Origin of the sequence: Xanthomarina sp. (genome assembly GCF_035306705.1) — a bacterium.
GTDB lineage: Bacteria > Bacteroidota > Bacteroidia > Flavobacteriales > Flavobacteriaceae > Xanthomarina.
In genome coordinates, this window is sequence record NZ_DATGNO010000059.1 from 20,457 (window position 1) to 34,279 (window position 13,823).

At 33.2% G+C, this 13,823-nt stretch carries 15 protein-coding genes; 14 read left to right on the plus strand and 1 reads right to left on the minus strand.

Annotation, left to right across the window (positions count from 1 at the left end):
* The first annotated feature begins 95 nt into the window (after positions 1-95).
* Both VKY47_RS05160 and VKY47_RS05165 read left to right on the plus strand, forming a co-directional pair.
* Positions 96-1,682: a lytic transglycosylase domain-containing protein gene (locus VKY47_RS05160; protein ID WP_324310929.1), complete on the plus strand. Its 1,587-nt coding sequence runs from the start codon at positions 96-98 to the stop codon at positions 1,680-1,682.
* 112 nt (positions 1,683-1,794) lie between these two features.
* Positions 1,795-2,772, plus strand: coding sequence for a DUF4837 family protein (locus VKY47_RS05165; RefSeq protein WP_324310931.1), 978 nt, complete (start codon positions 1,795-1,797; stop codon positions 2,770-2,772).
* A gap of 74 nt (positions 2,773-2,846) precedes the next feature.
* On the opposite strand, the gene VKY47_RS05170 is transcribed toward VKY47_RS05165, so the two are convergent.
* Entirely contained in the window at positions 2,847-3,029 is a 183-nt protein-coding gene (locus tag VKY47_RS05170; protein WP_324310933.1) for a Sec-independent protein translocase subunit TatA/TatB, read from the minus strand.
* Between the two features lie 117 nt (positions 3,030-3,146).
* Between VKY47_RS05170 and VKY47_RS05175 the strand changes: the two genes are divergently transcribed.
* From VKY47_RS05175 to VKY47_RS05230, 12 genes are all read left to right on the plus strand, one after another.
* Complete coding sequence (locus VKY47_RS05175) at positions 3,147-4,016, plus strand: M23 family metallopeptidase (RefSeq protein ID WP_324310935.1); 870 nt, start codon at positions 3,147-3,149, stop codon at positions 4,014-4,016.
* Positions 4,016-5,518 carry a GH3 auxin-responsive promoter family protein gene (locus VKY47_RS05180; RefSeq protein WP_324310937.1) on the plus strand — a complete coding sequence of 501 codons (1,503 nt, stop codon included), beginning with the start codon at positions 4,016-4,018 and terminating at the stop codon, positions 5,516-5,518. The genes VKY47_RS05175 and VKY47_RS05180 overlap by 1 nt, the downstream gene beginning before the upstream one ends.
* 28 nt (positions 5,519-5,546) lie before the next feature.
* Positions 5,547-7,235, plus strand: coding sequence for a DUF6909 family protein (locus VKY47_RS05185; RefSeq protein ID WP_324310939.1), 1,689 nt, complete (start codon positions 5,547-5,549; stop codon positions 7,233-7,235).
* A 14-nt stretch (positions 7,236-7,249) separates the two neighbouring features.
* The gene (locus VKY47_RS05190) at positions 7,250-8,308 is read left to right on the plus strand and encodes a Wzz/FepE/Etk N-terminal domain-containing protein (protein WP_324310940.1); all 1,059 of its coding nucleotides are present in this window, start codon (positions 7,250-7,252) and stop codon (positions 8,306-8,308) included.
* On the plus strand, positions 8,298-9,353 hold the full coding sequence (rfbB, locus tag VKY47_RS05195) for a dTDP-glucose 4,6-dehydratase (protein WP_324310941.1): 1,056 nt from the start codon (positions 8,298-8,300) through the stop codon (positions 9,351-9,353). The genes VKY47_RS05190 and rfbB overlap by 11 nt, the downstream gene beginning before the upstream one ends.
* 36 nt (positions 9,354-9,389) lie before the next feature.
* Positions 9,390-10,256 (plus strand): glucose-1-phosphate thymidylyltransferase RfbA, encoded by an 867-nt coding sequence (gene rfbA, locus VKY47_RS05200; RefSeq protein WP_324310942.1) that lies wholly within the window; start codon positions 9,390-9,392, stop codon positions 10,254-10,256.
* On the plus strand, positions 10,256-10,801 hold the full coding sequence (gene rfbC, locus VKY47_RS05205; protein WP_324310943.1) for a dTDP-4-dehydrorhamnose 3,5-epimerase: 546 nt from the start codon (positions 10,256-10,258) through the stop codon (positions 10,799-10,801). The genes rfbA and rfbC overlap by 1 nt, the downstream gene beginning before the upstream one ends.
* Positions 10,798-11,655, plus strand: coding sequence for a dTDP-4-dehydrorhamnose reductase (gene rfbD / locus VKY47_RS05210; protein WP_324310944.1), 858 nt, complete (start codon positions 10,798-10,800; stop codon positions 11,653-11,655). Before rfbC ends, rfbD begins: the two co-directional genes overlap by 4 nt.
* Entirely contained in the window at positions 11,648-12,442 is a 795-nt protein-coding gene (gene cysQ, locus VKY47_RS05215) for a 3'(2'),5'-bisphosphate nucleotidase CysQ (protein WP_324310946.1), read from the plus strand. The genes rfbD and cysQ overlap by 8 nt, the downstream gene beginning before the upstream one ends.
* Positions 12,443-12,871 carry a DUF2061 domain-containing protein gene (locus tag VKY47_RS05220; RefSeq protein ID WP_324310948.1) on the plus strand — a complete coding sequence of 143 codons (429 nt, stop codon included), beginning with the start codon at positions 12,443-12,445 and terminating at the stop codon, positions 12,869-12,871.
* A gap of 3 nt (positions 12,872-12,874) precedes the next feature.
* Positions 12,875-13,474: an adenylyl-sulfate kinase gene (cysC, locus tag VKY47_RS05225; RefSeq protein ID WP_324310950.1), complete on the plus strand. Its 600-nt coding sequence runs from the start codon at positions 12,875-12,877 to the stop codon at positions 13,472-13,474.
* Positions 13,471-13,823: phosphoadenosine phosphosulfate reductase domain-containing protein (locus VKY47_RS05230; RefSeq protein WP_324310952.1), on the plus strand; the 353-nt coding region annotated here is incomplete at its 3' end. The genes cysC and VKY47_RS05230, both read left to right, overlap by 4 nt.

Here is a 13,823-nt window from a genome sequence, read left to right on the forward strand (position 1 = left end):
TCAAAATATGATAAGTATTAAAGGTTTTATAATTAATTGTAGTTAAGCACGAAATAAACTATTAAGTCGTTTATCATATTTAAACAAGAAACAAAATGTATTTAAATAGAATCTGTAGCTTTTTATTATTGTTTAGTGTGAGTATTTCTTATGCTCAAGACTCTTTGAAAGTTAAAAAACTAAATGAAAATTTGAACAAAGCAGAGTTGGCTGAAATTGAAAATTATGTCGTTGATACCATTATAGATGGAAAAAATCATTACATAAAAAAAATTGATGCCATTCCTAGATTATCAGAATTAGATCCTCTTCAAGATATAGAACTAGCTTCAGAATTTGATAAAAAATGGTTTGACGAATTATATAACAACACCTTATTTGATACCATTTATAAAACGGTTTCAGATTTGGATTATAAGCTTGTTGAATACCCAGAATTAACAACAGATACCCTAAAAGCCAGACTTGCCAGGTTAAATGCTAGAACGCCATTTAATGTGGAATATAATGCATCCTTGGAAAGCGTGATTAAAAATTTCTTGAAAAATCGAAGAGGTTATTTTGAACGCATTATGGGTTTGAGTGCCTTTTATTTCCCCATGTTTGAGCGTGAATTGGACGCATATAACATTCCTTTAGAAATGAAATATTTGGCCATCGTGGAATCCGCTTTAAATCCTAGGGCGAAATCTCGGGTTGGGGCAACAGGTTTATGGCAATTTATGTATGCAACCGGAAAACAGTATGGCCTGGAAGTTAGCAGCTATGTGGATGAACGTAGCGATCCCATAAAATCTACTACTACAGCAGCTGTATATTTATCAAAACTTTACGAAATTTTTGGTGATTGGGATTTAGCTTTGGCAGCTTATAATTCTGGTCCTGGAAACGTATCTAAAGCAATTAGACGTTCTGGTGGATATGAAAACTATTGGAACATTCGTCATAATTTACCTAGGGAAACTGCTGGATATGTACCTGCATTTTTAGCAACAATGTATATTTTTGAATATGCCGAAGAACATGGATTTGTGTCTGAAAGACCTATGTTTCATGGCTTCGAAACAGACACGATAAGAGTAAAACAAATGATAAGTCTGGATCAAGTTTCTGAAGCTACCCAATTACCTATCGAGCAATTACAGTTTCTCAATCCGTCTTATAAATTAGATATTATTCCTGTTGTCGAAAACAAGAATTATTATTTAAGGCTACCTCGCACATCGATAGGAACGTTTGTGGCAAATGAATCCACTATTTATCAATCTGCCAAAGCCGAATTAGATGCTCGAGAAAAGCCCTTGCCACAATTCTTTGAATCTAAGTCTAAAATTACTTATCGCGTAAAAAGTGGGGATAATCTAGGTTTTATAGCTAGAAAATATGATGTTCGTGTGAGTCAAATAAAACAATGGAATGGATTGCGAAGCAATAATATTAATATTGGGCAACGTTTAACTATTTATCCAAGAAATCCAGTAGTCTCACAACAAACAAGTAATACCCCAGTAAAAACAACTACATCTGGGAGCCAAAAAGTATATACAGTGCAAAGTGGTGACTCACTTTGGAGCATTTCACAAAAATTTCCTGGAGTTTCTGTTCAAAATATTCGAGATTGGAACGATATTAGTGGCAGTAATCTAAAGCCTGGAACGAAACTTAAAGTTTCTAAAGGCTAAACTTTAATTATAACCAATTAAACTAGGGATTTTACAAGTACAATAGCCTTCTTGGCACATTATTATTCGATGGCTATTGTATGTGAATTCGTGCATTAAAACTTTTTAACCAATGAAACAAACTCTGTTATTATTTTCGTTTTTACTTGTATTAAGTTGTGGTAACAACTCAGGTTCCAATCAAAAACTCTTACCTGATTCTTCAGGAAATATCAATCACTTATCTGTTGTTATAGATAACGATTTATGGGAAGGATCTGTAGGCGAGACCATAAGAAATACACTTGCAGCCCCAGTCGATGGTTTGCCTCAAGATGAACCATTATTCGCCATGAGCCAGATTCCTCCAGTTGTTTTTAGTGGTTTTGCAACCAAGAACAGAACTGTTTTTAAGGTAGTAAAGGGAGGCGAAGCTTCGGTAAAAATATTGTCAAATGTTTATGCCCAGCCACAAAAAGTTATTTTGGTTTCCGGAAAAACAGACAAAGACATCATTGATCAGATAGAAGCTAATTCACAAAAAATTATAGCGGCATTAAAAAGCGAGGAAATAAAAGAAAAACAAAGACGTATTTCTTTATCGCTTCACAATAGCAGTAGTATTGAAGAAAAATTAGGCATAAGCATTAAGTTTCCTTCGGCATATAGAATAGCCAAGGAAGAAGATCATTTTTATTGGATTAGAAAGGATATAACTACGGGAACAACCAATTTAATGATTTTTGAATTGCCCTTTAATGCCATTAAAAAAGGAGATAGTTTAGTGGATCAAATTATTAAGTTGAGAGATTCTATTGGGAAAGTTCATATTCCAGGACCCACTGAAGATTCTTTCATGATAACTGAAGAAGCTTATGCTCCAGCCGTTTTTGAAACTATTATAGATAATAAACCAGCGATTGAGACAAAAGGTCTGTGGGATGTGAAAAATGCTTTTATGTCTGGCCCTTTTATTAATTATGTCATTGAAGATAAAATTAATAACAGGTTACTGGTTATAGAGGGATTTGCCTTTGCACCATCAGTAGAAAAACGAGACTATATGTTTGAGTTGGAAGCAATAATTAAATCGCTTAAAATTAAAGATTAAATTTAGGTCGTTTCAAGTCACAAAAAAACCCAACATAGATGTTATGTTGGGTTTTTTCATGTTACAAAAGAATCTTATTCTTTAGATTCTTTTGTTTTATCTTCTTCTTTACTAGCGTCTTTAAATTCCTTAATGCCGCTTCCTAAGCCACGCATTAATTCTGGAATCTTTTTTCCACCAAATAATAATAACACAATAACAACAATAAGTGCTATTTGCCATGGTCCAATTGCTAACGGTAGGATATATAAACTCATATAGATTTATTTTAAAACGCAAAGTTAATAATTAAAGTTTAATTATATCGTTTTAACAAGAACTTTAGCATATTGCACATCGGCTACTGAGATATTTTATTTAATTTTGTTAGCAGAATGGCAGAAAACAAAAAAAAATCAAAAAAGTTTAAAAGGAAACTACTTCATAAGTATCGTCTCGTGATTCTTAATGAAGATACTTTTGAAGAGCGATTATCGTTTAAACTAACCCGCTTAAATGTGTTTGTGGTTATGACTTTATCTTCAATTCTTTTAATTGCGGGCACCACTATTTTAATTGCTTTCACCTCTTTACGCGAGTATATTCCTGGTTATTCATCTACATCACTAAAAAAACAAGCTGTAGAACTCACCTATAAAACAGATTCTTTACAACGTTTAATTGCTGTTAACGAAAGATATTATGAGTCTATAAAAAAGGTGCTTCAGGGCGAAATAAGTTCGGTAGATTTTAATAGAGACTCTATCTTGGAGGAAGCTCGAATAAATGTTTCTGAAATAGATTTAAGGGCTACAAAAGAAGATTCACTTTTAAGGGAAAAAGTAGCGAAAGAAGATAAATACAATTTGTTTGAAACAGCTACTTCAAAAATTAATTTTGTACTATTTCCACCAGTAACAGGCACTATATCCGCTCCTTATAATTTTGAAGAAAAACACTATGCTGTTGATATTATTGTTGAGAGTAATACGCCAATAAAAGCCACTGCCGATGGGACTATTATTTTTGCCGAATGGACTGTTGAAACTGGAAATGTTATCATTATAGAACATAGTGATGGCTTGCTTTCCGTGTACAAACACAATGCATCCTTAACCAAATCCCAAGGCGAATTGGTAAAAGCGGGAGAAGTAATTGCTATGTCGGGAAACACGGGTGAACTGTCGTCGGGACCCCATTTGCATTTTGAACTTTGGAAAGATGGTTATCCAATAAATCCAACTAATTTTATAGATTTTAATTAATGTTCTCATTTAAATCAGCACTTGCCAAGCCTTTTGCAAAACGCGTTTCTAAATCCATTTTAAAATGGGCCAACAAACCTGTTGAAACTCAAGAAAAGGTATTTCAAGAATTAATTAATACCGCCGTAATTACTCAGTTTGGAAGAGATCATAACTTTATAAGCATCAACTCTCATGCAGATTTTGTAAAGCATGTTCCAGTAAGAGATTATGAAGACTTAAAACCATACATAGAACGAGTAGTTGCTGGTGAAAAAGATATCTTATGGACAGGAAAGCCTATATATATTGCTAAAACTTCAGGAACTACTTCAGGCGCTAAATACATTCCTATTACAAAAGAAAGCATGCCAACTCATGTGGAGGCAGCTAGAAACGCCATATTAATGTATATAGCCGAAACAGGAAACAGTAAGTTTGTGGATGGAAAAATGATTTTCCTACAAGGTAGTCCCATTTTAGAAAAACTAAACGGGATTCAATTTGGAAGACTTTCAGGAATTGTTGCTCATTTTGTGCCGAAATATCTTCAAAAAAACCGAATGCCCTCTTGGGAAACCAATTGTATAGAAGACTGGGAAACCAAAGTAAATGCTATAGTTGAAGAAACCTTACCAGAAAATATGACCATTATTTCTGGAATTCCTTCTTGGGTTCAAATGTATTTTGAAAAAATTCAGGAGAAAACGGGAAAAAAGATTGGAGAGGTTTTTGAAAACTTCAACCTATTTATTTTTGGAGGCGTTAATTACGAACCTTACAGAGCTAAATTTGAAAAATTAATAGGTAGAAAAGTGGATAGTATTGAGTTATTTCCAGCTAGTGAAGGATTTTTTGCATTTCAGGATAAACAAAATGAAAAAGGCATGTTGCTTCAGCTTAATTCTGGAATTTTCTACGAATTTATAAAAGCTGATGAGTTTTATAATCAAAACCCCAAACGTCTCACGATAAAAGATGTTGAACTTGGTGTAAATTATGTGCTAATTGTTTCTACAAATGCCGGACTTTGGGCCTATAATGTAGGAGACACGGTACAGTTCACTTCTTTAAAGCCTTATCGTGTTATTGTATCTGGAAGGATTAAACATTTTATTTCAGCCTTTGGAGAACATGTTATTGGAAAAGAAGTAGAACAAGCTTTAGAAGAAGCTGTAAACGAAACCAATGCCCAAATTACAGAATTTACAGTAGCGCCTCAAACCGATCCAGAAGAGGGTTTACCTTATCACGAATGGTTTATAGAATTCGAAAAAGCGCCTGCTAGTCTGGAAGCTTTTTCTAAAATTATGGATGCTTCCTTGCAAAAACAGAATAGTTACTATTTCGATTTAATAAAAGGCAAGGTGCTTCAACCTTTAAAAATATCGCAAGTAAAGAAAAATGGCTTTCAGGATTATATGAAATCTATTGGAAAACTAGGAGGACAAAACAAAATCGCCAGACTTTCTAACGACAGAAAGATTGCCGAGGTTTTAGAAACCCAAAATCTGATTAAATAATACTATATTTGTTAGCTAAAATAAATTTATGAGTAAAATAAAACATCATGATAGAACGAGAGCGCAAGAAAGCTCGAATGCCATAGAAAGAATGTATATTACTATGAGGCATCTTTTCAATAGAGGCTTCTATAAACCTATGGGTGTTTCGGGTGAAACGCTTCGCGAATCCCTATTGCAATTAAAACCAGAAATATATGGTTCTATTGGTGAAGAAAAAGCCGAGTTAGAAGGCTTGCTTTATGTGGTAGACAGATTGCCTCAAGGTATTGAGGAATGCACCTTTATTAATTTAACAAGCGATGAAGGGTATGCAAATTCCCATTTTAAACCTATAATTCCACCAAAAAGAAGACGTAATTGTTATCGTATTGATGAAGAGCAAATGAATATTGAAATTACTCGTGGCCGCTCTGAAATTTACGATATTCTAACCCATCTTACCTTTGTGTTTATTGAATCTCATAAAATTAGTAAACGTGTATTAATTGATGAAGCTGGTAATACCACCAGAGATTGGAAAAAACTTGAAAAAGCTGTTTTATCCAAAAAGAAATTGACTTTAGAAGAAAGAGAAGTAGCCATTTCGCATACAGCTAATATTTTAGGTAGAACTTTTAACGAAATACTTACGGTTTACGATCAATTTGCTTTAGATTCTCAACCAGAAAGATTATTGCATATAGTTTATTGGCTAGGGAAATTGGCCATTGAAGAAATTATTAATGACAATAAGCGCACAGTCACTTTTAGCCCCGTATTAAGAGAGCGTTTGGGACATCATATACATGGAGAAGTTTGGTCTAATAACATTAAGGAAGTTCTTTATAAAAACGATTTATTAGAACGACCAATTCATATTATTAGTGCCAATATGCACAGTGTTATGAACTCGCTTTTTGCACCTAATGCATTAAAAACTGTTGCAAAAAAGAAAAGTATTTTTGAGTTGTATGAAGCTATAAGTGACAAGAACAATCAAGATTTACGCAATAAAGTAACCAAGGAAGCGTTGCAGAATGGCATGATATATATTCCAGATAGTTCTGGAACCAATATTGATGTTCAAATTTTTGACACAGCTAAAATAGATTTTTCGATCTTGGATATTGAAGTGAGTGAGCGATTCAAAAAAGATGAAAAACCAGTTCTTTTTGTCATGGATTATGCCTTTGGCGAACAAGCTTATGAAACTATTGACGAGTTTTTAAAACCTATTCATTTTAATGGTAATAAAATTCATTTAAATGTGGAATCCATTTCAATTATGGGGAAAGCTGGTATTCTGGAAGGAGGAAAGGGAGATATTATGATTCCTTCGGCTCATATTTTTGAGGGAACAGCAGACAATTATCCCTTCAAAAACGAATTGAGCAAAAAAGATTTGGAAGGGCATGATATCGATGTTTATGAAGGCACGATGATTACCGTATTAGGAACTTCTTTACAAAATAAGGAAATCTTGAAATTCTTTTTCAACTCGACTTGGAATGTTATTGGTCTAGAAATGGAGGGGGCACATTATCAAAAGGCCATTCAAGCGGCATCAAAAGTAAGAAGGAGCATCAATCCAAAAGTAAAGGTAAGATATGCCTATTACGCCAGTGATAATCCTTTGGAAACAGGAAGTACCTTAGCATCTGGAGGTCTTGGAACCTCAGGAGTTAAGCCAACATATTTAATAACCCGAAAAATATTACAACAAATTTTTAACTAACATCAATCCTCGAAATGAGTACAAATTTACCAGAACAAAACAAAAACAACGAAGAAGTAGATGTCTTGATTCTCTTCGATTATTTTGGAAGAAGTATCAGTAAAGTTATTAATTTTTTCTTAAATATTTTTAAAGGCATATTTTCCTTTTTTATATATGCGTTGAAACCTTTGGTTAGAAACTTTAAGTTAATTGCTTTAATCATGTTGGTTTCTGTAATTTTGGGTTATGTTTATCAAAGAACCCAACCCGATATTTATACCTCTCAAATGCTAGTGCAACCTTATTTTGATTCTAAGTACCAATTGGTTACAAATATTAAATACTATAATGCATTAATCAATGAACAAGATTACGAGCAACTAACTGATATTTTTAGTATTAGTGAAGAGGATGCTAAAGAAATTATTAGTTTTGATATTAAATCTGGTCCAGAAAATGAGAATGATAAAATAATTCAGTACGATCTATTCTTAAAATCATTAGATAGTTCAAGGACTAGGCGGATTTCTTTTGAGGAATTTGTAAATAACAGAAGTATTTATTCTGGTGATGTATTTGAAATAGAAGTTTTTTCATATAAGAAAGATATTTTTAGATCTTTGGAAGACGGCTTAAATAATACTTTTACAAATACTTATTCTGTAAAGAAAAGACAAAAGAGAGACTCCTTGATTTCCATTGAAAGACAACGCATTGTGTCTTCTATAAAACAAGTAGATTCTTTACAAAGAGTTTATATTAATGTTTTACATAATGAAGAAAAATCTAATCAAGGTGCTTATACTATTAAGGACGGAATGACCTTTATACAAGAAAAAACAAAAACCAGAGAGTATGATTTACTTAAAGAAAGTATAGAATTGAAGAAGGCTCTAAGTGAATTAGACTCTAAAAAAGTTGAAGAGGACGTGTACTTTGATACGCTCTCAAGTTTTCAAGATACTGGAGCGAAGTATTCATCTCTTCGTAAGAAATACATGATTATTTTCCCATTTATTGGCTTTGTTTTACTTTGTTCTGCTTTCCTGATTAGAAACTTTATTAAATTTATATCAAACTATGAAGCATAAAAAAACAATATTGATAACGGGGGGTGCTGGGTTTATTGGCTCTCATGTTGTGAGATTGTTTGTAAATAAATATTCGGACTACCATGTTTTTAATTTGGATAGTTTAACCTATGCTGGAAACTTAGAGAATCTAACAGATATAGAAAACGCTTCTAATTATACATTTATAAAAGGAGATATTACGAACGAAGATTATATTAACACCCTTTTTACAGAGCATCAATTTAATTCCGTCATTCATTTAGCAGCAGAATCTCACGTAGATAGATCCATTACAGACCCCTTGTCGTTTGTGAAAACAAATGTTATTGGAACCATGATTTTATTAAATGCATTTAAAAATCTTTGGAAAGAGGATTATAGCGATAAATTATTTTATCATATAAGTACAGATGAGGTTTATGGTACCCTAGGTAGTACTGGATTGTTTACCGAATCTACATCCTACGATCCAAATTCTCCATATTCTGCCTCAAAAGCAAGTTCCGATCATTTTGTAAGGGCTTATGGAGAAACTTATGGCATGCCTTATGTAATTACAAATTGTTCTAATAACTATGGGCAAAATCAGTTCCCTGAAAAATTAATTCCGTTGTTTATTAATAATATTATTAATAACAAACCATTACCTGTTTATGGTGACGGGAATTATACTAGAGATTGGCTGTATGTTGTAGATCACGCCATAGCTATAGATTTAATTTTTCATAAAGGAAACCAAGGAGAAACATATAATATTGGAGGTTTTAATGAGTGGAAGAACATCGACCTAGTTAAATTGCTTTGTCAACAGATGGATGTTGCTTTAGGAAGAGAAAAGGGTTCTTCTGAAAAATTAATTACCTACGTTAAAGATCGTCCTGGACATGATTTGAGATACGCCATTGACGCATCAAAAATCAATAAAGAATTAGGATGGAAACCATCAGTAACTTTCGAGCAAGGTTTAGCAAAAACAATTGATTGGTATTTAAGCAACAAAGATTGGCTACATAATGTTACCAGCGGCGCTTACCAATCTTACTACGAAAAACAATATAATTAAATTTTCACCTTCGTGGAAATAAAAACATAGTTTTCTATGAAAGGAATTATACTAGCAGGAGGATCGGGAACCCGACTTCACCCATTAACTTTATCAGTAAGTAAGCAATTAATGCCTATTTACGATAAACCAATGATTTATTATCCACTTTCCACCTTAATGTATGCAGGAATTAAAGAAATTCTAATAATTTCCACACCTAAGGATTTACCCCTTTTTAAAGATCTATTAGGAGATGGTAAAAAGTACGGCTGCCGGTTTGAATACGCCGTTCAAGATGCTCCAAATGGACTTGCTGAAGCGTTTATAATTGGTGAAGAATTTATAGGAAGTGATAAGGTAGCTTTAATTTTAGGCGATAATATTTTCTATGGAACTGGACTGGCAAACCTATTGCAGAGTAATAATAACCCAGATGGCGGTATTATTTATGCCTACCGTGTCCATGATCCAGAACGCTATGGTGTTGTAGAATTTAACTCAGACGGACAAGCCATTTCTATAGAAGAAAAACCTGAAATACCGAAATCCAATTATGCGGTTCCTGGTATTTATTTTTATGATAATTCAGTAGTAAATATTGCGAAAAACATTCAACCTAGTCAGAGAGGGGAACTGGAAATTACCGATGTCAACAGGGAGTATTTAAAACAAGGCAAACTAAAAGTAAGTATCCTAGATAGAGGGACAGCCTGGTTAGATACAGGAACTTTTCAATCGCTTATGCAAGCCTCTCAATTTGTAGAGGTTTTAGAGGAAAGACAAGGCCTTAAAATAGGCTCCATAGAAGCAGCGGCTTTCGAAATGGGTTATATTTCTGAACAAACATTTAAAGATTTAGCAAAACCTCTTTTAAAAAGTGGTTATGGTAAAAACTTATTAGGCTTATTGAATAAAAAATAATGACTGTATTAGAAACTAAATTACAAGGCTGCTTTATATTGGAACCTAGAATATTTGAAGATGAAAGAGGTTATTTCTTTGAATCTTTTAATCAAGAGAAATTCAATAGAGCTACAAGTTTAAACGTTAATTTTATTCAAGATAATGAGTCCTATTCTACCAAAGGGGTGCTAAGAGGCTTACATTATCAAACTGGAGACTTTGCACAGGCAAAACTGGTAAGAGTAATTAAAGGAAGTGTCTTGGATATTGCTGTGGATATTAGAAAGGAATCTCCAACCTTTGGACAATATGTAGCTTTGGAATTAACCGAAGATAATAAGAAACAACTGTATATACCTAGAGGTTTTGCACATGGCTTTGTAGTATTAAGTGAAACCGCAATTTTTTCTTATAAATGTGATAATTATTATAATAAAGAATCTGAAGGAGGAATAATTTATAACGATCCTACTTTAAATATTGATTGGCAATTACCAGAAAAAAGTCTTTTAGTTTCTGAGAAGGACCGTGTTTTGCCCAAATTAGCGGATGCGAAAATATGATAAACATACTAGTTACCGGTGGAAATGGACAGTTGGCAAAATGTATAAAGGATCTTGAAAATACAGATGGTAATTTAAAATTTATTTATACAGATTATCAAGAACTTGATATTTCAAATATAGAAGCTGTTGAAACATTTTTTAAAAATAATCAAGTTGATTATTGTATAAACTGCGCTGCCTATACAGCTGTAGATCTTGCTGAAAATGACCAAGAAAACGCGATAAAAATTAATGAGCTCGGTGTAAAAAACTTAGCTATCGAATGCCAAAAAAACAATTCAACCTTAATCCATATCTCTACGGATTTTGTTTTTAATGGTAAGCAAACTAGTTTTTATAAGGAAGAAGATGCTCCTGATCCAATTAGTGTCTATGGAGCAACAAAACTTCAAGGAGAAGTCCAATTACAAAATCACCTTACTAAGTATTTTATTTTAAGAACGTCCTGGCTATACTCTGAACATGGTAATAATTTCATGAAAACAATGATTAGATTATCGAAGGAGAAAAACCAATTAAGTGTGGTTACAGATCAAATAGGGACACCTACTTATGCAACAGATTTGGCCTCGGTTATTATGAAACTCATTTCTAATAACACCAATCAATATGGAATTTATCACTACAGCAATGAAGGAGTAGCTAGTTGGTACGATTTTGCAAAAGCTATTTTTGAAGAAATTGGATCTAAAATAAAATTAGTTCCTATAAAATCTATAGAATACCCAACCCCAGCACAAAGACCACAATTTAGCGTACTGGATAAATCTAAAATAAAAAGCACTTTGCAAATAGAAATTCCATATTGGAGAGATAGCTTGAGAAAAGCCATATTAAATTATAATGAATAAAAACTTACAAATAGCAATAGAAGCATCTTTAGCGGCAGGAAAAGTCATCATGGAAGTTTATGATACAGCTTTTAATGTAGAACTTAAAGAGGATAATTCCCCATTAACAGAAGCGGATAAACAAGCAAACGATGTTATTAATTCATTTTTAATCCCCACTAATATTCCAGTAATATCTGAAGAGAATAAACAAACCGATTATGTTATTAGAAAAACATGGAATACTTGCTGGGTTGTAGATCCAGTAGATGGTACCAAGGAATTTGTAAAGCGAAATGGAGAGTTTACTGTTAATATTGCCTTGGTAACAAATAATAAGCCTGTTTTAGGCGTTATTTATATGCCTGCTACAAAAACCATCTACTTTGCTAATGTCGATAATCAGGAGGCGTTTAAGGCAGGTCTAGAGTCCCATAGCGTGTCTGTGGAAAAAGTTTTGCAATTGGCAAAACCACTTCAGCCTAAAACTGGAGATTCCAAAACAGTTGAGGTTGTTGGAAGTCGATCTCACATGAACCAAGACACCTTGAATTTTTTAGACAGTTTAAAAAAACAGGGAAAGGAAGTTGAAATCGTATCTAAAGGCAGTTCCTTAAAATTTTGTTTAATTGCAGAAGGAAAGGCCGATTTATATCCGCGTTTTGCACCAACTATGGAATGGGATACAGCAGCAGGACAGGCAATTTGTAATGCAGTCGGAATTAAAGTTATTTCAATAGAAACCAATAAACCCTTAGCATATAATAAGGAAAATTTATTAAACAGTTATTTTTTAGTTAGCAGATAAATGGCAGATGTTTCCTATAAAAGACATATAGCAAAAACCATTACTTGGAGATTAGTTGGTACAATAGATACCATTATTTTGTCTTGGTTTATTTCTGGAGATCCTTTTATTGGTTTAAAAATCGGCTTATCCGAAGTTATAACTAAAATGACTCTTTATTATCTTCACGAACGAGCTTGGTATAAAATTAATTTATCGAAAAATGGCGAAATACTGGAAAGTAAAAAACGTCATTTAGCTAAAACAGTTACTTGGCGTTTAATAGGAACTCTAGACACCATGCTTATTGCCTGGTTTATATCGGGAAATCCGATAACCGGTTTAAAAATAGGATTGGCAGAAGTTTTAACTAAGATGCTATTATATTATTTACATGAACGGGTCTGGTACAAAATGAATTTTGGAATAAAAGATCGAAAAAACAATTGAATAATGAGTAAGCATTTAATAGCCCATGAGTATCAAATTTCTAAAGAAGATAGACAGAAACTAAATAACCATAAGTCTCTTTTACTATGGTTTACTGGCTTATCTGGATCAGGAAAGTCTACCATTGCTAATGTGGTCGAGCAAAAGTTATTTGCTTTAGGGATTAAAACTTATACTCTGGATGGTGACAATATTAGAAAGGGTATCAATAGTGATTTAAGCTTTTCACCTGCAGATAGAACCGAAAATATTAGAAGAATTGCTGAAACAGCCAATTTAATGATTGATGCGGGAATAGTCGTACTTGCCGCCTTTGTTTCTCCCTACAAAAAAGACCGTGAGAACATTAAAAGTGTCGTTAAAGATGTTAACTTTGTTGAGATTTACATAAATACGAGTTTAAAAGAGTGCGAACGTCGTGATGTAAAAGGGCTTTATAAAAAAGCTAGAGCTGGAGAAATAAAAAACATGACTGGCATTTCGGCACCGTATGAAGCCCCCGAAAACCCTGATCTCGAAATTAAAACTGAAAACGAAACAGTTGAAGACGCAGCTCAACGCATTGTAGATTATATAAAACCAAAAATAAAACTTGAGCAATGAGCAAGTACTATTTAAATTATTTAGACGAGTTAGAGAGCGAAGCTATCTTTATTTTGCGTGAAGTTTGGGCGCAGTTTGAAAATCCAGTGATTCTTTTTTCTGGAGGAAAGGACTCTATCTTAGTGACGCATCTAGCAAAAAAAGCTTTTTATCCTTCAAAAATTCCTTTTGCATTAATGCATGTGGATACAGGACATAATTTTCCAGAAACCATTCAATTTAGAGATGATATTATAAAGGAATTAGGTGTGCAACTTATTGTAGGCTCTGTTCAAGAATCGATTAATGAAGGTCGCGTGGCAGAAGAAAAAGGGAAAAATGCCACTAGAAATGCCCTTCAAATTACTAC